Below are 21,894 nucleotides of genomic sequence, written 5' to 3'. Positions count from 1 at the left end.
TAGTTTGGTGGCAGTGGCCATACAAGCGTCGGGTGAGATCGTCATTGATGCGCCCCCTGAGGTGATCATGGAGGCGCTAGCCGACATGGGCGCGGTGCCGTCGTGGTCGGTGGTGCACAAGCGCGTCGAGGTCGTCGACAATTATCCGGACGGCCGACCTCACCACGTGCGGGTCACCATCAAGGTCACCGGGATCGCCGACACCGAACTGCTCGAATATCACTGGGGGCCGGACTGGATGGTCTGGGATGCCCAGAGGACCGTCCAGCAACACGGCCAGCACGGCGAGTACAACCTGCGCCGCGAAGCGGACAATAAGACGCGAGTGCGCTTCAGCATCACGGTGGAACCCTAAGCTCCGCTACCCGAGTTCTGGGTTAATCGTGCGCGCCGAAAGATCCTGCACTCCGCGCTGGAGGGATTGCGCAAGCGCGTGATGGGTACGGCTGACTAGGGCGTGTCTGCTTAATGTGAATGGTGTTTTGGCTGATGCTGTTTGGGTGATGCGGACGCATGCGATTTCTGATGATTTGTGGTCGCTGATCGTGGCGGTGTTGCCTGCGGGGCGGCGGCGTGGCCGGCCGTGGAACGATCATCGACGTACTCTGGAGGGCATTATCTGGCGTTACCGTACGGGATCTCCGTGGTGTGACCTGCCCGAGCACTTCGGTCCCTGGCAATCGGTGGCCGAGAGGCATCTACGCTGGTCGGTCGATGGCATCTACGCGCGGATCTTCGCGGCGATCGCCTCTGACCTCGACGCCGAGGACGCCGACCTGGGCGCACTGTTGTCGGTCGATTCGACCAGTGTGCGCGCCCACCGACACGCAGCCGGAGCGCGCTCCGGGCGCCGCACAGGGGGATCTGTCGAATTACAAGAAATATCTCGATGAGCCCGATGACCACGCCATTGGGCGTTCCCGCGGCGGGCTGACTACCAAGATCCACGCCTTGACCGACCAGCTGTGCAGTCCGGTCACCCTGGCACTGTCGGCCGGTCAAGCCGGTGATAATCCGATGCTTTGGCCATTGCTGGCCGCCCGGTGCAGCAACTCATACGCCCCGTATCGCCTGCTGGCGGACAAGGCGTACTCCCATGACTCGACGCGGGCACAGCTGCGCCGGCTCAAGATCGCCCATACCATCCCCGAGCGCAGCGACCAGATCACCCGCCGCAAAGCCAAAGGCCGCAACAGAGGACGGCCTCCGGGGTTCTCAGGCCGAATCTACAAGCACCGCAACACCGTCGAGCGAAGCTTCAACCGGCTCAAACACTGGCGCGCGGTCGCCACCTGCTACGACAAATACGCCCTGACCTACCTCGGCGGTGCCACCCTGGCCGCCATCATCACCTACCACCGCGTCCGCAATTAGCAGACAGGACCTAATCCGCGTCACGCAGTGCGGCCAGCCGCTTGATCGCCTCGTCCAGGGTGTCTTCGCGTTTGCAGAAGGTAAAGCGCACCAAATGATTCCAGATATCGGCTTGGGTTGAAGCATGCTCGGCCACCGGATCGCAGAAGGCCGACATCGGGATGGCGGCCACCCCCACCTTCTCGGGCAGCGCGGCGCAAAACGCCGTGCTGTCGTCGTAGCCGAGCGGCCGCGGGTCGGCGCACAAGAAGTAGGTGCCGTGGCTGTCGTGTACCCCGAATCCGATCTCGCTCAGGCCGGCGGCCAGCCGATCGCGTCTGGCCTGTAACGAAGTCCGCAGCGCTGTGACCCAGGCATCCTCGGAATCCAGTGCCAGCGCCACCGCGGGCTGCAGCGGCGCCCCGCCGACATAGCTCATGTACTGCTTTGCCGCGCGCACCCCGGCGATGAGTTCTTTTGGGCCGCAAGCCCATCCGATCTTCCATCCGGTGCAGTTGAACATCTTGGCCGCGCTCGAGATCGTGACCGTGCGCTGCGCCATCCCGTCAAACCCGGCCAGGGGCAGGTGTTGGTGCCCGGTTGGCGAGGTGAACACCAGATGCTCGTACACCTCATCGGTGATCACCAATAGGTCTGCGGCCACCGCAATCTCTGCTATTGCCGCGAGTTCGGCGCGGCGCAGCACCGCACCGGTGGGATTGTGCGGGGAGTTGACGATTAGTGCGCGGGTCTTGGGTGTCACGGCGCGTCGCAGCGCATCGGCATCCAGCGCGAAGCCGCGGCCGTCGGGCACCAGCGGCACGGCAACTCGCTTCGCGCCGGCCATTGCTATCACCGGTGCATAGGAGTCATAGAACGGTTCGATCAACAGCACTTCCGAGCCGGGTTCGACCAGTCCCAGGACCGCGGCCGCGATGGCCTCGGTGGCGCCGACCGTGACCAGCACCTCGGTATCCGGGTCGTATTCGACACCGAAGCGTCGTCGACGCTGGGCGGCGATGGCCTGGCGCAGGGCCGGGATGCCCATTCCCGGCGGATACTGGTTGGCGCCCGCGGCGATGGCCCCTTGGGCGGCCTTCAACATCGCCGGCGGTCCGTCCTCGTCGGGAAAGCCTTGGCCAAGATTGACCGCATCAATGCGCGCGGCCAATGCCGACATTTCGGCGAACACCGTCGTCGCGTAGGGCTGTAGCCGCGACACCGTCATGTCGGTCGAGCCTAGCCCGAGCGGCGATGCGCGCCGTCGCGCGGCGTGGGGCGCACGCTGCCGCGGCCGGTGATCAGCGGCGCGGACCGCTCCAGCAACTCGGCCCAACCAACAGGTTGGCCGAGGCCCCTGTTAGTGTGCCTGTACTGGACCTAGTCTTGATGACGGATCTGAACCCCAATTTTTGTGAACAGGAAGTCGACATGTCCGAAGAAGCCTTCATTTATGAGGCCATCCGCACGCCGCGTGGCAAGCAAAAGAACGGATCGCTAAACGAGGTCAAGCCGATAAGCCTGGTCGTTGGCCTGATCGAGGAGCTGCGCAAGCGCAACCCTGACCTCGACGAGAACCTGATCAGCGACGTCATCCTGGGCTGCGTGTCGCCCGTCGGTGACCAGGGCGGCGACATCGCCCGCGCCGCGGTGCTGGCCTCCGGGATGCCGGTTACCTCCGGTGGCGTGCAGCTCAACCGGTTCTGCGCATCGGGTCTGGAAGCGGTGAACATCGCCGCCCAGAAGGTGCGTTCCGGGTGGGATGACCTGGTGCTGGCCGGTGGTGTGGAGTCGATGAGCCGGGTGCCGATGGGTGCCGACGGCGGCGCCATGGGGCTTGACCCGGTCACCAACTACGACGTCATGTTTGTTCCGCAGGGCATCGGCGCCGACCTGATTGCCACCATCGAGGGCTTCTCCCGCGACGACGTCGACGCCTATGCGCTGCGTAGCCAGGAGAAGGCCGCCGAGGCGTGGTCGGGCGGCTACTTCGCCAAGTCCGTGGTGCCGGTCCGCGACCAAAACGGTCTGCTGATCCTCGACCACGATGAGCACATGCGGCCCGAGACCACCAAGGAAGGCCTGGGCAAGCTCAAGTCGGCCTTCGAGGGCCTGGCGGCGATGGGCGGTTTCGACGACGTCGCGCTGCAGAAGTACCACTGGGTGGAAAAGATCAACCACGTGCACACGGGCGGCAACAGCTCCGGCATCGTCGATGGTGCCGCGATCGTGATGGTCGGTAGCGAAAAGGCGGGGGCAGCGATCAACGCGACCCCGCGCGCCCGCATCGTCGCCACCGCGACCAGTGGCGCCGACCCGGTCATCATGCTGACCGGCCCGACCCCTGCCGCCCGCAAGGTGCTCGACCGCGCCGGCCTGACGGTTGATGACATCGACCTGTTCGAGCTGAACGAGGCGTTCGCGTCGGTGGTGCTGAAGTTCCAGAAGGACCTCAACATCCCCGACGAGAAGCTCAACGTCAACGGTGGGGCCATCGCGATGGGTCACCCGCTGGGGGCGACCGGCGCGATGATCCTGGGCACCATGGTCGACGAGCTGGAGCGCCGCAACGCCCGGCGCGCATTGGTCACGCTTTGTATTGGTGGCGGCATGGGTGTCGCGACGATCATCGAGAGGGTTTAAGTAAATGGCCGACAACACAATTCAGTGGGACAAGGATGCCGACGGCATCGTCACGCTGACCATGGACGACCCGTCGGGGTCGGCCAACGTCATGAACGAGGCCTACATCGAGTCGATGGGCAAGGCGGTGGATCGCCTTGTCGCCGAAAAGGATTCGATTACCGGAGTGGTGATCACCAGCGCCAAGAAGACCTTCTTCGCCGGTGGTGACCTCACGTCCATGATCCAGGCCGGTCCGGAAGACGCCGGGCAGTCCTTCGACACGGTCGAGACGTTCAAGCGGCAGCTGCGAACCCTGGAGACGCTGGGCAAGCCCGTCGTCGCCGCGATCAACGGCGCGGCACTCGGCGGTGGCCTCGAGATTGCGCTGGCCTGCCACCACCGCATCGCGGCCGACGCCAAGGGCAGCCAGCTGGGTCTGCCCGAGGTGACCCTGGGCCTGCTGCCCGGTGGCGGCGGGGTGACCCGCACCGTGCGCATGTTCGGTATCCAGAACGCCTTCGTGAGCATCCTGTCCCAGGGCACCCGGTTCAAGCCGGCCAAGGCCAAGGAGATCGGGCTGGTCGACGAGGTGCTGCCGACGGTCGAGGAGCTGGTGCCCGCCGCCAAGGCGTGGATCAAGGCCAACCCGGATTCCCACGAACAGCCCTGGGACAAGAAGGGTTACAAGATCCCGGGCGGCACTCCGTCTTCGCCGGGGTTGGCTTCCATCCTGCCGTCGTTCCCGGCCTTGCTGCGCAAGCAGCTCAAGGGCGCTCCGATGCCGGCCCCGAAGGCCATTCTGGCCGCCGCGGTCGAGGGTGCTCAGGTCGATTTCGACACCGCCAGCCGCATCGAGAGCCGCTACTTCGCCTCGCTGGTCACCGGCCAGGTCGCCAAGAACATGATTCAGGCGTTCTTCTTCGACCTGCAGGCCATCAACGCCGGCAAGTCGCGGCCGGACGGCATCGGCAAGACCCCGATCACCAAGATCGGTGTGCTCGGTGCCGGCATGATGGGCGCGGGCATCGCCTACGTCTCGGCCAAGGCCGGCTACGACGTGGTGCTCAAGGACGTCAGTGCGGAGGCCGCCGCCAAGGGCAAGGGCTACTCCGAGAAGCTGGTGGCCAAGGCACTCGAGCGCGGTCGCACCACCCAGGAGAAGGGCGACGCGCTGCTGGCTCGCATCACCCCGACCTCCGACCCTGCCGACCTCAAGGGCGTGGACTTCGTCATCGAGGCCGTGTTCGAAAACCAGAAACTCAAGCACAAGGTGTTCCAGGAGATCGAGGACATCGTCGAGCCCAACGCGGTGCTGGGGTCGAACACCTCCACGTTGCCGATCACCGGTCTGGCCACCGGGGTCAAGCGCCAAGAGGACTTCATCGGTATCCACTTCTTCTCCCCGGTCGACAAGATGCCGCTGGTCGAGATCATCAAGGGTGAGAAGACCTCCGACGAGGCCCTGGCCCGGGTGTTCGACTACACCCTGGCAATCGGCAAGACCCCGATCGTGGTGAACGACAGCCGCGGCTTCTTCACCTCCCGGGTCATCGGCACCTTCGTCAACGAGGCGCTGGCGATGCTCGGTGAGGGTGTCGAGCCGTCGTCGATCGAGCAGGCGGGATCGCAGGCCGGCTACCCGGCCCCGCCGCTGCAGCTGTCCGACGAGCTCAACCTGGAGCTGATGCACAAGATCGCTACCGCTACCCGCAAGGGTGTCGAGGACGCCGGCGGCACCTACGAGCCGCACCCGGCCGAAGCGGTTGTCGAGAAGATGATCGAGGTTGGTCGGTCCGGTCGGCTCAAGGGCGCGGGCTTCTACGAGTACCCCGAGGGCAAGCGTGCCGGCCTGTGGCCGGGCCTGCGGGAGACGTTCAAGTCGGGCACCTCGGAGCCGCCGCTGCAGGACATGATCGACCGGATGTTGTTCGCCGAGGCGCTGGAAACCCAGAAGTGCCTCGACGAGAACGTGCTGATGTCGACGGCCGACGCCAACATCGGATCCATCATGGGCATCGGCTTCCCGCCGTGGACCGGTGGTAGCGCGCACTACATCGTCGGCTACGAGGGTGCGCTCGGCCGGGGCAAAGAGGCCTTCGTGGCCCGCGCCCGCGAGTTGGCCGCCAAGTACGGCGACCGCTTCCTGCCGCCGGACTCGCTGACCTAAGCGTCAGGCTTGGCGAGCAGACGCGGAATCGCGTGCGACTCACGGTCGCAATGCGATTCCGCGTCTGCTCGTGCCTATCCGGGCCGCGGTGGGGCGTATTCCTTGAACCGCATTGAGTCGTAGAGCCGCACACCCTTGGTGTTCAGCTTCGCGACCGCTTTGGTGAGGCCACCGGGCAGCATTGAAACCAGCTGCGCACCGTGGGTCAGCGCCCACACTCCGGCTTTCGATCGCGGAATGAGGCTCACGGCGACCCCGCTGGCAAAGGCGCGGCTGCGACTTACCGGGTCGGCCATCTCTCGCTCGTAGGCGGCGAATGCTCGCGCGTAGTCGCCGCCCGCTTGGGCCAGTTCCCCGGCCAGTATGTAGGCGCCGAGCACCGACAGGCTGGTGCTGCCGCCGACCGCGGGCCCCGGGCAGTAGCCGGCGTCGCCGACCAGTGTTACCCGCCCGCGCGACCAGGTGTCGAGCTGCAACTGGGTGATTGAGTCGAAGTAGAAAGCCGTTGTGCGGTCCAGCTTTTCGAGCCAAAGGTCCACCTGCGGATGCATTCCGGCGATCGCTTCACGCAATAATTCCTTTTGCCGCAAGACATCTCGGTAGTGGTATTGCAGTTCCTCCTGGGTGCGGAACAGGAACAGCAGGCGCGCGTCGTCGAGGGGCGCTGCGGTGTAGACCGCTGCCATCCGGCCGGGCCCGACGTGACCGACCATCTCGCCGTCGTGTGCCAGTCCTTTCGGCACTGACACCACCGCGAGGTATCCGCCGAGGAATTGAGTGTGTCCGGCGTCTTCGCCGAAGACCAGGCGCCGCACGTTGGAATGCAGACCGTCGGCGCCGACCACGATGTCGAAGCAGCGTGGCGCGGCGTGCTCGAAGCTCACCCGTCCGTCCGGCGAGATGGCTGTGATCGAGTCGCCGAACAGGTATTCGGCGTCATTACGGCTGGCCTCGTAGTAGATCTCACTGAGATCGTCGCGCATGATCTCGACATGCTGGTCGGACGTGGCGCTGAAGATCTTGGCGAGATTGACGCGAACTGGCCGCTGCGTGCCCTCGCGATACCAGGTCAGGGTTTCGGTCCCGGTGGCCAGCGCTTCGATCTTCGATAGCACGCCCATCTTCGCCGAGATCTCCATGGACGGCCGGAACAGGTCAACGGCATGGCCGCCGGCCTTGCGCAATTGTGGCGCCCGCTCGACGACGGTGACATCGAACCCGTAGCGGCTCAGCCAATATGCCAGTACCGGACCGGAGATGCTGGCGCCCGAAATCAAGATCCGCACGTCGGCCTCCTGCTTACTTAACGTTCGGTAAGGCTAACATGGGGTGCTTACCTAACGGTAGGTCAGATAGCCTCGTGTGGTGACCAAGCCCAGGTCGGACACCAGGCGGCGGATCCAGGAAGTCGCTCGCGAACTATTTCTGTGCCAAGGTGTGCGGGGTACCAGCTTGCAGGACATCGCGGACCGGCTGGGGATCACCAAGCCGGCGTTGTACTACCACTTCGCGTCACGCGAAGACCTGGTACGCAGCATCGTGGTGCCGTTGATCGAAGAGGGCGAGCGATTTGTCGCGGAGCGTGAGCGGCTTGCCGACGGCAATGTCCGCGGCCTGCTCGAGGGGTACTTCGATTTCCACTACCGGCATCGTCAGGACCTGATGCTGGTGGTGGTCGAACTGACGTTGCTGTCCGACCTCGGCCTGATCGACACCGTGCTGGCCTGGCGGGAGCGGCTTGGTCGGCTGCTGTTCGGCGCGGCGCCGACGCTCGGTCAGGCGACCCGGGCGGTGCTGGCATTTGGTGGATTGCAGGACTGTTGCATGCAGTTCCCGGACGCGCCCTATGCGCAACTGCGGCAGTACTCGGTGGAGGCGGCGTTGGCCGCGCTTGGTGTTTGACGCCGGGCTCGGGGCGGGTGCTTGGTGCCCGCTCCAAATTCGGTGGCCGCCGGGCATATAGTCCGAGCTATGCGCTTCGGTTTTTTCATTCCGCAAGGCTGGCGAATGGATCTCGTCGGCATCGCGCCCGAGCAGCATTGGGCGGTGATGCGCGACCTGGCTACCTACGCCGATGCCAGCGCCTGGGACTCACTGTGGGTCTATGACCACTTCCATACCGTGCCATTGCCCAGTGACGAGGCCACCCATGAGGCCTGGTCGTTGATGGCGGCCTACGCGGCGGTGACCTCGAGGATCAAGCTCGGCCAAATGTGCACCGCGATGAGCTACCGCAATCCGGTATATCTCGCCAAGGTGGCGGCCACCGCCGACATCATCTCGGGTGGGCGCATCCAGATGGGGATCGGGGGCGGCTGGTACGAACACGAGTGGCGTGCCTACGGCTACGGATTCCCTTCGGCCGGGGTGCGGTTGGGCCGGCTGGACGAAGGCGTGCAGATCATGCGGGACGCCTGGCGCGACGGCAAGGTCAGTTTCGACGGCAAGCACTATCAGGTCGACGGCGCGATCGTCGCGCCGAAGCCGTTGCAGAACAATGGAATTCCATTGTGGGTTGCCGGTGGCGGGGAGAAGGTGACGTTACGTATCGCCGCACAGTACGCGCAGTACACCAACTTCACGCCCCAGCCCGAACAGTTCGCGCACAAGTCGCAGGTGTTGGCGGAGCATTGTCGCAAACTGGGCACCGAATTCGACGCCATAGTGCGATCGGCCAACTTCACCGCCGTCCTGGGTACCTCGGAAGCCGACGTCAAAGATCGGATGGGGCGAGTCCGTGACCGTCTGGTCGGCTACGTGCCTGAGGCCGTGGCCGATTCGATGGTTGGCGGCCTGCCGGATTCGGCGACGGGCACGCCCGAACAGGTCATTGAGCGACTGGCGCAGATTCGCGACCTTGGGTGCGAATACGCGATCTGCCCTTTCCCGGAAGCCGCGTATGACCGCTCCGGCATCGAGTTGTTCGAGCGTGAAGTGATTCCCGCGCTGAGCTAGCGGCCAACGCGGCTGCTGGGCCCCGGTCTACTGATTCGGGATCGAAGCCGGGCCGCGCACCGTGCCCTCGACATAGCCGTCGTGCAGTCCGCGATCGATCTCGCGTTCCGTTGCGCTCGGAATGTGAACTGGCAGTTCGGTACAGCCGTTGCTCAGGCTCTGCAACGGGCTGGCGTCGGCGCCGCCAGGCGCGGTTCCGGCAATGCAGTCAGCCGCGCTGGCCGATGCCGCTGCGCTCACACCGAAACCGACAGCGATGGCAGCGCCGACAAGTAGTTTCGCGACCAGGGCGGTGGACTTTTGGTTGAGTGATCCCAAGGGCAGAGTGCGCGCATTCGGGTAGGACATGAAGACTCTCCTTTCGGGGCCGGCACGGCCCGGGCGAGTTGGTGTGGGAAACGCCAGATCTGCCTACGGGCGAGATGGCGCTGGTGGTTGTGAGGGCGGTCCCGGCGAAACGGTGCCGGGCGGCCAGGCGGACACAGGTGCGATGGTCGCGTCGAAGCGGCGGGTCTGAGCGGCGGTGGGTATGCGGTGCTACGTCACAGCGGCGCGATTAGCGCTGCGCCATCAGCAACGGGCCACGCAGAGCCGCGTCAGCGAATCTCGACCGCCCGCAGCATCGGCGGGCTTGGCGGTATGGGTGAGGTTGGGCGCCAATTCCATTGCGAAAAGCGATGCCGGCTGCGGCGACCAGACCAAGGCCGGTGATAAAGGAATCCAGCTCGGCGGCCGACCACGCGTCATCCACATGCTGTGGAACGGCTTGGTGTGGGTTGGTACCGAGCCTGATGCCGTGGCGTTGCCGACATGGCTCACGGCTGGGGAATCGGCATGTAGTTGTGTTGACCCGAGGAGCTCGGAATGCGGGCCGTGAACTGAAATTCCGTGTGACCATGTCACCGGCTCGGGCAGCGAGGCCGCAGAGAACTTGGGGCGCAACGCCCAACCTGCGATCAACGCAACAAACACACTCAGCGCCGCGGCAACCACGATGGCTGACTGCCATCGCTGGATGCGCCGATCGCTGCGGGTGCTCATAAACGCCCGAATGTACAACACGACTCTTGGGCGGCCAATGCCCTGAGCTGTGAAAACGAGCAAAGTCAGGTGTGTGTTCTACCTACCCCGGCGCGAGCAGACGCAAAATCGCACCAAACGGGGCTCCGTTGGTGCGATTTTGCGTCTGCTCGCCAGGCTAGATCGCCGGGCCCAACAGGTCGTCGGTGTCGCGGATGATGTAGCCATAGCCCTGCTCGGCCAGGAATCGTTGCCGGTGTGCGGCGTATTCGGCGTCCAGGCTGTCGCGGGCAACCACCGAATAAAACATTGCGCCACCGCCGTCGGACTTGGGGCGCAGCAACCGGCCCAACCGCTGTGCTTCCTCCTGGCGCGAGCCAAAGGTCCCCGAAACCTGCACCGCCACAGAGGCCTCCGGCAAGTCGATGGAGAAGTTGGCGACCTTCGACACCACCAGGGTGGCTATCTCGCCACGCCGGAAGGCGTCGAACAGCGCCTCTCTTTCCCGAGTTTTTGTCGCTCCCTGGATGACCGGAGCATCAAGTTCGGTGCCCAGCTCTTCGAGTTGATCCAGGTAGGCCCCGATCACCAGGGTTTGCTCGCCGGGGTGCTTGTGCAGAATCGACTTCACCACAGCGATCTTGGTGTGCACCGTCGAGCACAGCCGGTAGCGCTCTTCGGGCTCGGCGGTGGCGTACGTCATGCGTTCGCTGTCGGTCATGGTGACCCGGACTTCGACACACTCCGCCGGGGCGATCCAGCCCTGCGCTTCGATGTCCTTCCACGGTGCGTCGTAGCGCTTGGGGCCGATGAGGGAGAAGACGTCGCCCTCGCGGCCATCTTCGCGGATCAGCGTCGCGGTCAGGCCCAGTCGCCGCTTGGACTGCAGGTCGGCGGTCATCCGGAACACCGGTGCCGGCAGCAGATGCACCTCGTCGTAGATGATCAGGCCCCAGTCGCGGCTGTCGAAGAGCTCGAGGTGGCGGTATTCGCCCTTGGAGCGGCGGGTGATCATCTGGTAGGTCGAGATGGTGACCGGCCGAATTTCCTTGCGTTCTCCGGAGTACTCGCCGATCTCTTCCTCGGTGAGCGAAGTGCGGGCCACCAGTTCGCGTTTCCACTGCCGCGCGGCGACGATGTTGGTGACCAGGATCAGCGTGGTCGCCTGGGCCTTGGCCATTGCGGCCGCGCCGACCAGTGTCTTGCCCGCCCCACACGGCAGCACCACCACGCCGGAACCGCCGGCCCAGAAGGAGTCGGTGGCCAGCTCTTGGTAGTCGCGCAGCTCCCACCCGTCGGGCTGCAGGCTGATCGAATGTGCCTCGCCGTTCACGTAGCCGGCGAGATCTTCCGCGGGCCAACCGATCTTGAGCAGCAGCTGCTTGACCCGGCCTCGCTCGCTGGGGTGGACGATAACGGTGTCATCGTCGATGCGGGCGCCCAGCATCGGCGCAATCTTCTTGTTGCGCAGCACTTCTTCGAGCACGGCCCGATCCAGGCTGATCAGCGTCAAACCATGCGCAGGGTGCTTGACCAGTTGCAGCCGGCCATAGCGGGCCATGGTGTCGACGATGTCGACGAGCAGGGGCTGGGGTACCGCGTAGCGCGAGTGGGTGACCAGCGCGTCGACCACCTGCTCGGCGTCGTGGCCGGCCGCCCGGGCGTTCCATAGGGCCAGCGGTGTGAGCCGGTAGGTGTGCACGTGTTCTGGCGCGCGCTCGAGCTCGGCGAACGGCGCGATGGCTGCGCGTGCGGCACCGGCCTGCTCGTGGTCGACCTCGAGCAGAACCGTCTTGTCGGATTGCACGATCAGGGGTCCGTCGGTCATGCCCGCCGCCCTCCGTCACAGCAGGGTGCTACCTGCACCGCATCGCCATCTGGGTGGTAGCCGAAGTGGATCATGGCATCCATTATTGGCCGTCGGCCGAGACGACCGACGTGATGCGGCGCACAGCGAAGTCACGCAGCTTTCCCGACGTGGAATCGAAGGCGGTCAACTGACCGCCCCGGATGACGATGGGGGACACCACCCGCTGGGTGGCCACGCCCGCCGCGTCGAGGTAGCCGATCACCAGCGTGGCCTTGTCCTTTGCGGCGCGTTGCAGCAGCGACATCGCGACGGCCGGATCGATGCGGATATTGCCGAACGGTGCCGAGGTCACCTTGCGCAGCACCTCGATGATGCCGTTGAGCGTCTCACCGCTGGGCCGTGCCGGGGGCCGATAGGGCCGGCGTTGGTTGGGAGCGGGAACCCGGGAGCCGCGGGGCCGGACGTCGACAATCGCGCCGGTGGAATCCTCGGCCGCGGGTGCGAAGCCCGCACTGCGCAGGGCGACGAGGACCTCGCCGATCGGGGCGGGTGACACCGCCACGGTCGGGGCCAGCGCGCGCAGCTGCACCGCCTCCGCGGCGGGTGCCGCTACGGCTTGGGCCAGCAACGCGGGGTCTTCGCAGCGCACGAACGAGGTCGCCATGCCGATACGGAGCTGGCCGTGCCGGCGCGCCATGTCGTCGATGAGGTAGGTGAGTCCCTGCGGGACCGGCGTCTTGGAGTGGTCCGCGAAAAACGTGTGCATCCAGCCGCGGGTCTTGCCGATGTCGAGCGCATGCCGGATGGATTGTTCGCTGACCCGGTACACCATCGCCGCACCGGCCGATTCGATGGTCGCCACGGTCGCCAGTTCATCGGCGAGGTCGCGCTGCAGCGGACCGGGCACCACGACGGTCAGGTCCGCTTGGACCAGAAAATGGTCGATCGGCTTCGGCAGCGCCGCGGCCATTGTGGCAATCACGGCGGCGGGGTCGCCGCCGTGTTCCAGCAGGGTGCGCCCGGGCTTGCTGATCGCGCCGCGCCCGACCAGCCCCAGGACCTCGCTCTCGGCCAGCAGATCCGAGATCGGCTCCGGCTGCAGTCTTCGGCTCCATCGCGGGCGCTGCCAGATCAAAGCGGCCGAAGCCGTCACCGGATCGACACCGGCGCCGGCGGGTAGCTCAGCGAGCATGCCCAGAAGCAGCCGGCGATCCAATGGCGCCGCAGTCGAGAACAGCGAATCAGACAAGGCGCTATAGGGCTTGGCGTCGGGGCCGCGGCTGCCGATCAACGCCGGTCGGCCGGGCAGATCGAGCCACGCGGTGGCCAGTAGCTGCCACCGCTCGGCCGGTGACATCGTGGTGAACCGGTCGGCGGTGGCCGTCGGCGCCCAGTACGGTCCGTCACCGTGGTCGGGCAGCGGATCGGGCATGCCGCTGGCGATCAGTCCGGCCGCCGCCGCCACCTCGAGGATCAGGCCCAGGCGCGCCTCGTCGATTCCGACCGCCTTGGCGATCCGCTTCATCTCACGCACCCCAAGTCCACCGCTGCGCAGCTCGACAACCGGCATGGTGCCGAGGTTTTCCAGCAGTGCTTCCACCTCACGCAGCAGGTCGATCACCGCTCCGGCGGCCGCCGCGTCCACGTCCTCGGGGGTGGTGGTGGAAACCACCGGGTCGGGTGCGCTGAGCTGCATCGGACCGGGCCGTTCGCCGCGGAGCACCTGGCCGACGTGGCGGGGCAAAATCACGGTGTCGGCGTCGATGCGCCGCAGCAGTCCCATCGTCAAGAGCTGCGGCACCGGTCGGTCCGGGGCGGCGCCGGGTGCGGCGTCGCGGGTGCGGCCCATCGGCGACCCCTCGAGCAGTTTGTCCAGCACGTCGCGTTGCGGCTGGTCCAGCCCGGCGATCAGTTCGGCAATTTGCTCGCCGGTTCGCGAGTTGTCCTCGAGAGTGGCCTGTCCCGGGTGCCATGGCAGCGCGGTGCCGGCGTCGGCGGCGATCCGGACGGTGGTGTCGCCCCAGGCCAGGGCGCGCAGTTTGAGGTCGGTGAGCGCTTCGGTCAGTTCGGCCTGGGTGGCGCGCTCACCGATCAGCGACACCAGCTTTGCGATCGGCACCGGCTCGGTGTCGGCCAGCAGCACCAGCAACGCATCGAGCACCGCCAACCGCAGGAAGTCGAGTTGTTCGGTCGCAGCCTTGACCGATTGACGGGCCTGGGCCCGCGCGGCTAGCGCGGCGATGCTGCCAGGTGGCGGCTGGGCAAGGTCCGGCCGCAGCTCGAGTAGCGTGATCAGCCGCTCGTCGGGCAATTCGGCCAGCCAGGACCCCAGCGGGATTTCCGGGGTGTGTTCGGTCATTGCTGATCAGCGTAGGGCCCGACCGGTGACCTTGCGCCGCGGACGGCAGGTAAACCTGTCAGAATGGACGCCGTGGCTGACATTGCTGAAGGCAAGGCGGGTAAGAGCAAGTACGTGGACAACGGCTGGCCGACCACGGATCCGGATGACCACGCCGTGAGCGAGCTGGTGACCGACCGAACAGGGGCGTTGTCTCCGTTCGGTGAGGTGGTGTTTCCGCTGGCCGCAGACGATCTGCCCTACCTGCACCCGGTGACAGTCGTCAACAGGTAGTCGTTGGGATGGCCGAGCCCCCCAACGCATCCAAGGCCCCCGAGGCATCGGCGACACCCGGGGCAGGCTCTTATCCCTCAGGTGGGCTATCGCATCTGGATGAGCGGGGAGCCGCGCACATGGTCGACGTCACCGAGAAGGGGGCCACCAGACGCACGGCTGTTGCTGCGGGCTTTCTGCGCACCTCGACGGAGGTGGTGGCGTTGATCTCGAGCGGCGGCCTGCCCAAGGGGGATGCGCTGGCCACCGCGCGGGTGGCGGGAATTCTGGCGGCCAAACGCACCAGTGACTTGATCCCGCTGTGTCATCAGCTCGCCCTGACCGGTGTCGACGTTGATTTCATCATGGCTGAGGCTGATGTCGAGATCACCGCGACGGTGCGCAGCACCGACCGAACCGGTGTCGAGATGGAGGCACTGACCGCTGTCAGCGTCGCGGCCCTTACGCTCTACGACATGATCAAAGCGGTCGACTCAGCCGCTCGTATCGACGATGTCCGAGTGCTCAGCAAACAGGGCGGGCGCAGCGGAAGCTGGTCGAGGTGAGCACGGCTCGCTCGGCCCAAATCATCATCGCTTCAACGCGTGCGGCATCCGGTGTGTACACCGATGAATGCGGGCCGATTATCGCTGAATGGCTTGAGCAACGCGGCTTTTCGCCGGTGGAATCCAAGGTGGTCGCCGACGGTAACCCGGTCGGCGAGGCGCTGCAGGACGCGGTCGAGGCCCAGGTGGACCTGATCATCACCTCGGGCGGCACTGGGATTTCGCCTACCGACTCGACCCCGGAACAGACCGTGGCGGTGCTGGACTTTGTGATCCCGGGATTGGCCGACGCCATCCGCCGCGCCGGCTTGCCGAAGGTTCCGACATCGGTGTTGTCCCGAGGCGTGTGTGGTGTAGCCGGCCAAACCTTGATCGTCAACTTGCCTGGTTCACCTGGCGGCGTTCGGGACGGGTTGGATGTGCTCGCCGACGTCGTGCACCACGCGCTCGATCAAATCGCTGGCCAAGACCACCGGCGATGACGCAGGTGGTGCGGGCCCTGCTGACCGACCAGCCGATCTCTCTGGCCGAACACGAGGAACTGGTGGGCCGGCCCTCGGCGGGAGCTGTCGTCGGTTTCGTCGGGGTGGTGCGCAACCACGATGGCGGCCGGGAAGTGTTGCGGCTGGAGTACTCCGCGCACCCGTCGGCCGGCCAGGTGCTAGCCGAGGTGGTGGCCGATGTTGCCCAACACGCCGCCGGTGTGCGCGCGGTCGCGGCCAGCCACCGAATCGGGGTCCTGCACGTGGGCGATGCAGCCTTGGTGGCCGCCGTGGCTGCCGATCATCGCGAGGCCGCGTTCACCACGTGCGCGAAGTTGGTCGACACGATCAAGGCGCGGCTCCCGGTGTGGAAGCACCAGTTCTTCGGTGATGGTTCCGAAGAATGGGTGGGTTCGGCCTAACCCGCTCGGCTTTCCGCGCCGGTCGGGTTAGGGGTGACCCTGTCTCAGGCGAAGACGGCCGGCTGCGCGAGCGCGTCGAGCGCGTCGTTGCCGCTGATGTTCTGTCCCACGATCGCCTGCCACAACTTCTTGGTGTAGGCGACGGTCGAAGCCTCGTGGACGTCCACCGGCGGGTTGTCGGCGTCGGCCGACGGCGGCAGGTCTTCGGGAGCCGGCGGCAGGTCGGCCGGGGCCGGCGGTGCCAGGTCTTCGGGGGCCGGCGGCAGGTCCTCCGGGGCGGGCGGCAGGTCGGCCGGCGCGGGCGCGGCCACATCCTCAGGCGCGGGCGGGAGGTCCTGCGGCGCGGGCGGCAGGTCTTCCGGGGCGGGGGGCAGGTCGGCCGGGGCCGGGGGTGCTAGGTCTTCGGGGGCCGGCGGTAAGTCTTCCGGGGCGGGCGGCAGGTCGGCCGGCGCGGGCACGTCGTTGGCCGCCAGCTCTACCGGGGGTGCCGGGTCAGCCGGGGGCGGGACGTCATCTCCGGGGGGCGGGGCCAGCGGTGCCGGCTCGCCGTTGATTCCGGGGGCGTCGAGCGGCGCATCCAGCGCGGCCGGAGCGGGGACGTCGCGGGGAGTGGCGGCCGACAGGCGGTGTCCGCATACCGGCCAGGCTCCGCGGCCCTGAGTGGCCAGGACGCGCTCGGCGACCGCGATCTGCTCTTCGCGACTGGCCAGCTGCGCGGATGGCGCATATTCGCCGCCACCGTGGGAGGCCCAGGTGCTCGGCGCGAATTGGACGCCGCCGTAGTAGCCGTTGCCGGTGTTGATCGCCCAGTTGCCGCCAGACTCGCAACGGGCCACCTGGTCCCATTCGCCGTCGGTGGCCGCGGCCGCGTGGCCGGCAAGGGCGATACCACCGCCGCCGAGCACCGCGCCGGTGAAGGCGATCTTGGCGACGCTGACGTTCGAGTTAGTGGGCTTACGGTGACGTCCACTCATACGTTCAGTAATTCCTCTCGGTACACGCCTGCGAGGTCAGCTGTCGGGTTCGGGTTGGAGAGGTTACCCGGCCAGCGTCATACTACATCTGTGGGACGACGTCGGCTTCACCCCAAGGGCCGTGAAGGGCACGGTCCGATCTAGGTGGACCTGGTGGGTCCCCCGCCTCCATCCGTGGGTCGGAATCCCCCGCCTACCGGATGGAGCTCGGCGCGTTGTAGGGAGGGCAGGCAAGTCAGTTGGGTTCGGTTGACCAGCCCTGAGAGACGGTAGCGGTTTCAGACGTTCTCGTCACGCACGAAGTAATGAGGTGTTTTCCGCGCAACCGTGGGCTAAAAGGCCAGGAAAGACCACTGTTTCCGCAGCTCATAGCGTCCCGACATCACCTCGTGTCCCGGTCGTTATCGTTCCGTTACGTGAGGCAATTCACAGGGCTTAGCCGCCGGCGAATGGCGGGAGTACGTCAACCGTGTCGCCGGTGGATAACGCGGTGGCGTCATTTCGGACAGCAATTCCGTCCCTGAGGTAAGAGCATCGGCCCAACACCGTCGCCAGCCGCGTGCTCCGGCCGGCCAGCGTGTCGACCAACTCGGCAACGGTGGCGTCAGGCCGCAACCCGACCGTTTCGCACTCGATCCCCGCCGCCGCCCGTGCGGCCGCGAAGTAACGAACGGTGACCTCGATCCCGGCGGGCTGATCGGGCACGGGCGCCTTCGGGCTAGCCACCGATCGCGCTCATGGGGCGCTGGGGCTGGACGAAATCCGGGTTGTTGATCCCGTGGCCGGCCGGTTTGGCCCACATCGCGCTTCGCCACGCCGTTTCGAGCGCCTCGTCGCCGGCACCGGCGCGCAGCAACCCGCGAAGGTCGGTTTCCTCGGTGGAGAACAGGCAGCTGCGGACCTGACCGTCGGCGGTCAGCCGGGTGCGGTCACACGTCGAGCAGAACGCGTGCGAAACCGAGGCGATGACCCCGAACTTACCGGCGGGCGTGTCAGGACCGGCGTCGACCAGCCAGAGCTCGGCAGGAGCCGAGCCGCGTGGCGCTGGATCAGGCCGAAGCCGGAAATGGGGTTGCAGCGCCGCCAACACATCGTCGGAGCCCAGCAGCGCGTTGCGCCGCCACTGGTGTCCGGCGTCGAGTGGCATCTGCTCGATGACCCGCAGCTGGTAGCCCTGCTCCAAACAGAATCTCAGCAACTCGACGACGTCTTGGCGGCCCGTCTCGGGGTCCAGCACGGCGTTGACCTTGACCGGAGTCAAACCGGCAGCCCTGGCGCCGCCCAGGCCGTCCAGCACATCGGTCAACCGGTCCCGGCGGGTGACGGCCGCGAAGTGGGCGCGGTCCACGGTGTCCAGCGACACGTTGACCCGGTCCAAACCCGCCTCCGCCAATGCCGCTGCACGCTTCGCCAGACCCACACCATTGGTCGTCAACGAGATTTCCGGGCGGGGCCGCAGTTGGGCCGCCGCCGCGACCACCTCTTCGAGATGCCGGGCCAACAGCGGCTCGCCGCCGGTGAACCGCACGCTGGTGATCCCGAGCCGGGTAACCGCGATGCGGAGCAGCCTGGCCAGCTCCGCCGGTCCAAGCAGCTGCTCGCCGGGCAGCCAGTTCAGGCCTTCCGCGGGCATGCAGTAACCGCAGCGCAGATTGCAGCGGTCGGTTAGTGACACCCGCAAGTCGGTGGCGGACCGGCCAAAGCGATCCAGCAGCGGACCATCGCCCGGTGCGTCGGATGCGATCGCCGAGCCTTCCGACCGGCCACGCACCGTCGGGACGCCCAGCGCGGTCACCGTCATCGGGCCACCCGCTCGTATCGGGTCGGCCAGTCGGCGGAAACAATCTCCTTGCCCAGCGGAACCAGTGACACCGGGATCAGCTTGAGGTTGGCCAGCGCCAAAGGGATCCCGATGATCGTTATCGCCATCGCCACCGCGCTGACCAGGTGCCCGATGGCCAGCCAAAGCCCGAACAGCAGGATCCAGATGACGTTGCCGATCAGGGCGCCGGTTCCAGCGCTGGGCTTTTCGACGATCGTTCTGCCGAACGGCCACAATGCGTAGGACGCGATCCGCAACGCCGCGAAGCCGAACGGGATGGTCACGATGAGCAGAAAGCAGATCAGCGCCGCGACCAGGTAACCCAGGGCCAGCCAAAGGCCGCCGAACACCAGCCAGATAACGTTCAGTATTAGGCGCATATCTCCTCCAGCAGTGGTGCCAGCCTACCGAGTGCCGGATAAACAGGGATGCTTGGCGGGCCAGCATCCGAGTAGGATCTGTGATCGTCCTCGCGTCCTGCACATGCGGGACGAATCTTTTTGTTGTAAACCCAGTGATCCGTCAGACAAGCAGGTGAGAGCAGTGCCGACCGGCAAGGTGAAGTGGTACGACTCCGACAAGGGGTTCGGCTTCCTGTCGCAGGAGGAGGGCGAGGACGTCTACGTTCGTTCCTCTGCGTTGCCGGCAGGCGTCGAGGGGCTTAAAGCGGGGCAGCGGGTGGAATTCGGTATCGCGTCCGGGCGGCGCGGACCGCAGGCGTTGAGCCTTAAATTGCTCGACCCGCCACCGAGCCTCACCCGCACCCGCCGCGAGGCCGTTGAGCACAAGCACAGCCCCGACGAGCTACACGGCATGGTCGAGGACATGATCACGCTGCTGGAGAGCACCGTGCAGCCAGAGCTGCGCAAGGGGCGCTACCCGGACCGCAAGACCGCCCGGCGGGTCTCCGAGGTGGTCAAGGCCGTGGCGCGGGAGCTCGACGCTTAACCGTTGGCGCAATACGTCCGCTCGGGCATCGAATCGGGTTGACGTCAGGGCTTTTTCAAAGTGGCTGGCCCGCTGGCCGCGTTCGTCATCGTCGGGCACTTCCACTTGCCGTTGTGCGCCGTAGTATTGCCTGTGTACGGCACCAGGTTTTCCTATCGCGGTGAAGTCGTAGCGCGGAGGCAACGATGGCACAGCAGGCGCAGGTCACCGAGGAGCAAGCGCGAGCTCTTGCCGAGGAATCCCGTGAAAGTGGCTGGAATAAGCCATCTTTCGCGAAGGAGCTATTCCTTGGGCGCTTTCCCCTGGAGCTGATAAATCCCTTCCCCCGGCCGTCGGACGCCGAGGAGGCGCGCACCGCGACGTTTCTGTGCCGGCTGCAGGAGTTTCTCGGCACCATCGACGGCAGCGTCATCGAGCGAGACGCTCAGATTCCCGATGAATACGTCAAGGGCCTGGCCGAACTGGGTTGCTTCGGCATGAAAATTCCGTCCGAGTATGGCGGATTGAGCATGTCGCAGGTTGCCTACAACCGCGCGCTGATGCTGGCATCGACGGTCCACACCAGCCTCGGCGCGCTGCTGTCGGCGCACCAATCGATCGGTGTGCCTGAGCCACTGAAACTCGCCGGAAGCCCCGAGCAGAAGAAGAAATTCTTGCCGCGGTGCGCCGCCGGTGCCATCTCGGCCTTCCTGCTCACCGAGCCCGACGTTGGATCCGATCCGGCCCGGCTGGCCTCGACGGCCACACCGATCGACGACGGTCAGGCCTACGAACTCGAGGGGGTCAAACTGTGGACCACCAACGGTGTGGTTGCCGAATTGCTGGTGGTGATGGCCCGGGTGCCCAAGAGTGAGGGGCACCGGGGTGGAATCAGCGCATTCGTGGTCGAGGCCGATTCACCCGGAATCACCGTCGAACGGCGCAACAAGTTCATGGGACTGCGCGGCATCGAGAACGGCGTAACCAGGCTGCACCGCGTGCGGGTGCCCAAGGAGAATCTGATCGGTCGGGAGGGGGACGGTCTGCGGATCGCTCTGACCACCCTCAACGCCGGGCGGCTGGCGATACCCGCGATGGTGACGGGGGCGGCCAAATGGTCGCTGAAAATTGCGCGTGAGTGGTCCGGCGAGCGAGTGCAATGGGGCAAGCCGCTGGGCAAGCACGAGGCGGTCGCCGGCAAGATCTCGTTCATCGCCGCCACCACGTACGCGCTTGAAGCGGTGGTGGAGATATCGGGTCAGATGGCTGATGAGGGCCGCAACGATATCCGCATCGAGGCGGCGCTGGCCAAGCTGTGGTCCAGTGAGATGGCGTGCCAGGTCGCCGATGAGCTGTTGCAGATCCGGGGCGGGCGTGGCTATGAGACCGCCGAGTCACTGGCAGCGCGGGGTGAGCGTGCGGCACCGGTGGAGCAGTCGTTGCGTGATGTTCGGATCAACCGGATCTTCGAGGGATCCAGCGAGATCATGCGGTTGCTCATTGCCGACGAAGCGGTAGACGCGCACCTGACCGCCGCTGGGGATCTGGCCAAACCCAACACCGATCTTCGGAAGAAGGCGGCAGCCGCGGTTGGCGCCAGCGGGTTCTATGCAAAATGGTTGCCGCAGCTGGTATTTGGTGAGGGACAGCGGCCCAAGGCGTATCACGAGTTCGGCCCGCTGGCCGCTTATCTGCGATTCATCGAACGCTCGACTCGCAAGCTGGCCCGAAACACCTTCTACGGGATGGCCTGCTGGCAGGCCAAGCTGGAACAAAAGCAGGGCTTTCTCGGTCGCATCGTCGACATCGGTGCGGAATTGTTCGCCATGTCCGCGGTATGCGTGCGGGCCGAAGCCCAACGGGTCGCTGATCCGATCGTCGGACGGCAGGCCTACGAGCTGGCGGAGGCATTCTGCGGACAGGCGACTCTGCGGGTGGAAGCGCTGTTCCACGGGTTGTGGACCAACACCGATGTCGGCGATGTCCGCCTGACCAACGACGTGTTGGAGGGTCGGTATGCCTGGCTGGAGGACGGAATCATCGATCCTTCCGAGGGCACCGGACCCTGGATTGCGCATTGGGAGCCCGGGCCGTCCACGCAGCCGAATGTGGCTCGGCGCTTCCTGCCTGACTCGACGTCAGCCGAGGCGAAGCTGTAAG

General features: G+C 66.1%; 19 protein-coding genes, 2 pseudogenes and 1 riboswitch. Of the genes and pseudogenes, 12 read left to right on the top strand and 9 right to left on the bottom strand.

All coding sequences use genetic code 11. The annotated features are described in order from the left end of the window. Nucleotides 1-13 precede the first annotated feature (13 nt). Both G6N41_RS25685 and G6N41_RS25680 read left to right on the top strand, forming a co-directional pair. Nucleotides 14-454 (top strand): annotated as a pseudogene (locus G6N41_RS25685) (SRPBCC family protein). Nucleotides 455-500: 46 nt separating this feature from the next. Further along, a pseudogene (locus G6N41_RS25680) lies at nucleotides 501-1,374 on the top strand (IS5 family transposase). 10 nt (nucleotides 1,375-1,384) lie between these two features. On the opposite strand, the gene G6N41_RS25675 reads toward G6N41_RS25680, so the two are convergent. Then, nucleotides 1,385-2,581 (bottom strand): pyridoxal phosphate-dependent aminotransferase, encoded by a 1,197-nt coding sequence (locus tag G6N41_RS25675; RefSeq protein WP_198966038.1) that lies wholly within the window; start codon nucleotides 2,579-2,581, stop codon nucleotides 1,385-1,387. Between the two features lie 203 nt (nucleotides 2,582-2,784). Here G6N41_RS25675 and G6N41_RS25670 point away from each other — a divergent pair, with 203 nt between their 5' ends. Both G6N41_RS25670 and G6N41_RS25665 read left to right on the top strand, forming a co-directional pair. Beyond that, complete coding sequence (locus tag G6N41_RS25670) at nucleotides 2,785-3,996, top strand: acetyl-CoA C-acetyltransferase (protein ID WP_041325507.1); 1,212 nt, start codon at nucleotides 2,785-2,787, stop codon at nucleotides 3,994-3,996. 4 nt (nucleotides 3,997-4,000) lie between these two features. Continuing rightward, the gene (locus tag G6N41_RS25665; RefSeq protein ID WP_198966037.1) at nucleotides 4,001-6,145 is read left to right on the top strand and encodes a 3-hydroxyacyl-CoA dehydrogenase NAD-binding domain-containing protein; all 2,145 of its coding nucleotides are present in this window, start codon (nucleotides 4,001-4,003) and stop codon (nucleotides 6,143-6,145) included. A gap of 74 nt (nucleotides 6,146-6,219) precedes the next feature. Here G6N41_RS25665 and G6N41_RS25660 read toward each other — a convergent pair whose 3' ends face one another. Then, nucleotides 6,220-7,431, bottom strand: coding sequence for an FAD-dependent monooxygenase (locus G6N41_RS25660; RefSeq protein ID WP_198966036.1), 1,212 nt, complete (start codon nucleotides 7,429-7,431; stop codon nucleotides 6,220-6,222). A gap of 79 nt (nucleotides 7,432-7,510) precedes the next feature. On the opposite strand from G6N41_RS25660, the gene G6N41_RS25655 reads away from it, so the two are divergent. Continuing rightward, complete coding sequence (locus G6N41_RS25655) at nucleotides 7,511-8,047, top strand: TetR/AcrR family transcriptional regulator (protein ID WP_198966035.1); 537 nt, start codon at nucleotides 7,511-7,513, stop codon at nucleotides 8,045-8,047. A gap of 69 nt (nucleotides 8,048-8,116) precedes the next feature. Further along, on the top strand, nucleotides 8,117-9,100 hold the full coding sequence (locus G6N41_RS25650; RefSeq protein ID WP_198968025.1) for an LLM class F420-dependent oxidoreductase: 984 nt from the start codon (nucleotides 8,117-8,119) through the stop codon (nucleotides 9,098-9,100). Between the two features lie 27 nt (nucleotides 9,101-9,127). On the opposite strand, the gene G6N41_RS25645 is transcribed toward G6N41_RS25650, so the two are convergent. From G6N41_RS25645 to G6N41_RS25635, 3 genes are all read right to left on the bottom strand, one after another. Continuing rightward, on the bottom strand, nucleotides 9,128-9,448 hold the full coding sequence (locus G6N41_RS25645) for a hypothetical protein (RefSeq protein WP_020729576.1): 321 nt from the start codon (nucleotides 9,446-9,448) through the stop codon (nucleotides 9,128-9,130). 850 nt (nucleotides 9,449-10,298) lie between these two features. Next, nucleotides 10,299-11,948, bottom strand: coding sequence for a DNA repair helicase XPB (locus G6N41_RS25640; protein WP_198966034.1), 1,650 nt, complete (start codon nucleotides 11,946-11,948; stop codon nucleotides 10,299-10,301). 82 nt (nucleotides 11,949-12,030) lie between these two features. Continuing rightward, nucleotides 12,031-14,289: a helicase-associated domain-containing protein gene (locus G6N41_RS25635; RefSeq protein ID WP_198966033.1), complete on the bottom strand. Its 2,259-nt coding sequence runs from the start codon at nucleotides 14,287-14,289 to the stop codon at nucleotides 12,031-12,033. Nucleotides 14,290-14,361: 72 nt separating this feature from the next. Between G6N41_RS25635 and G6N41_RS25630 the strand changes: the two genes are divergently transcribed. From G6N41_RS25630 to G6N41_RS25615, 4 genes are read left to right on the top strand one after another with little or no spacing between them, the layout of a single operon-like run. Next, on the top strand, nucleotides 14,362-14,562 hold the full coding sequence (locus G6N41_RS25630; RefSeq protein WP_172607222.1) for a hypothetical protein: 201 nt from the start codon (nucleotides 14,362-14,364) through the stop codon (nucleotides 14,560-14,562). Nucleotides 14,563-14,570: 8 nt separating this feature from the next. Continuing rightward, nucleotides 14,571-15,107, top strand: coding sequence for a cyclic pyranopterin monophosphate synthase MoaC (gene moaC / locus G6N41_RS25625; RefSeq protein ID WP_198966032.1), 537 nt, complete (start codon nucleotides 14,571-14,573; stop codon nucleotides 15,105-15,107). Then, nucleotides 15,104-15,589 (top strand): MogA/MoaB family molybdenum cofactor biosynthesis protein, encoded by a 486-nt coding sequence (locus G6N41_RS25620; protein ID WP_012396206.1) that lies wholly within the window; start codon nucleotides 15,104-15,106, stop codon nucleotides 15,587-15,589. Before moaC ends, G6N41_RS25620 begins: the two co-directional genes overlap by 4 nt. Continuing rightward, nucleotides 15,586-16,011 carry a molybdenum cofactor biosynthesis protein MoaE gene (locus G6N41_RS25615; protein ID WP_011738644.1) on the top strand — a complete coding sequence of 142 codons (426 nt, stop codon included), beginning with the start codon at nucleotides 15,586-15,588 and terminating at the stop codon, nucleotides 16,009-16,011. Before G6N41_RS25620 ends, G6N41_RS25615 begins: the two co-directional genes overlap by 4 nt. Before the next feature lie 44 nt (nucleotides 16,012-16,055). Here G6N41_RS25615 and G6N41_RS25610 read toward each other — a convergent pair whose 3' ends face one another. The 4 genes from G6N41_RS25610 to G6N41_RS25595 form a co-directional block, all read right to left on the bottom strand. Continuing rightward, the gene (locus G6N41_RS25610) at nucleotides 16,056-16,985 is read right to left on the bottom strand and encodes a transglycosylase family protein (protein WP_198966031.1); all 930 of its coding nucleotides are present in this window, start codon (nucleotides 16,983-16,985) and stop codon (nucleotides 16,056-16,058) included. 9 nt (nucleotides 16,986-16,994) lie between these two features. Beyond that, nucleotides 16,995-17,208: riboswitch (cyclic di-AMP (ydaO/yuaA leader) on the bottom strand. Nucleotides 17,209-17,420: 212 nt separating this feature from the next. Next, nucleotides 17,421-17,690, bottom strand: coding sequence for a MoaD/ThiS family protein (locus G6N41_RS25605; RefSeq protein WP_012396204.1), 270 nt, complete (start codon nucleotides 17,688-17,690; stop codon nucleotides 17,421-17,423). A 13-nt stretch (nucleotides 17,691-17,703) separates the two neighbouring features. Further along, nucleotides 17,704-18,786 carry a GTP 3',8-cyclase MoaA gene (gene moaA, locus G6N41_RS25600; protein WP_198966030.1) on the bottom strand — a complete coding sequence of 361 codons (1,083 nt, stop codon included), beginning with the start codon at nucleotides 18,784-18,786 and terminating at the stop codon, nucleotides 17,704-17,706. After that, complete coding sequence (locus tag G6N41_RS25595) at nucleotides 18,783-19,187, bottom strand: YccF domain-containing protein (protein ID WP_011738640.1); 405 nt, start codon at nucleotides 19,185-19,187, stop codon at nucleotides 18,783-18,785. Before G6N41_RS25595 ends, moaA begins: the two co-directional genes overlap by 4 nt. A gap of 163 nt (nucleotides 19,188-19,350) precedes the next feature. Between G6N41_RS25595 and G6N41_RS25590 the strand changes: the two genes are divergently transcribed. Continuing rightward, the gene (locus G6N41_RS25590) at nucleotides 19,351-19,755 is read left to right on the top strand and encodes a cold-shock protein (protein WP_012396202.1); all 405 of its coding nucleotides are present in this window, start codon (nucleotides 19,351-19,353) and stop codon (nucleotides 19,753-19,755) included. A 185-nt stretch (nucleotides 19,756-19,940) separates the two neighbouring features. Further along, nucleotides 19,941-21,893 carry an acyl-CoA dehydrogenase family protein gene (locus G6N41_RS25585; protein ID WP_198966029.1) on the top strand — a complete coding sequence of 651 codons (1,953 nt, stop codon included), beginning with the start codon at nucleotides 19,941-19,943 and terminating at the stop codon, nucleotides 21,891-21,893. The last annotated feature ends 1 nt before the right edge of the window (nucleotide 21,894 follow it).

This window comes from Mycobacterium shottsii (genome assembly GCF_010728525.1).
In the GTDB taxonomy this organism is placed as follows: Bacteria; Actinomycetota; Actinomycetes; order Mycobacteriales; family Mycobacteriaceae; genus Mycobacterium; species Mycobacterium marinum.
Note: the sequence above shows the minus strand (reverse complement) of the source record. Positions and strands in the feature narration are given on the sequence as shown.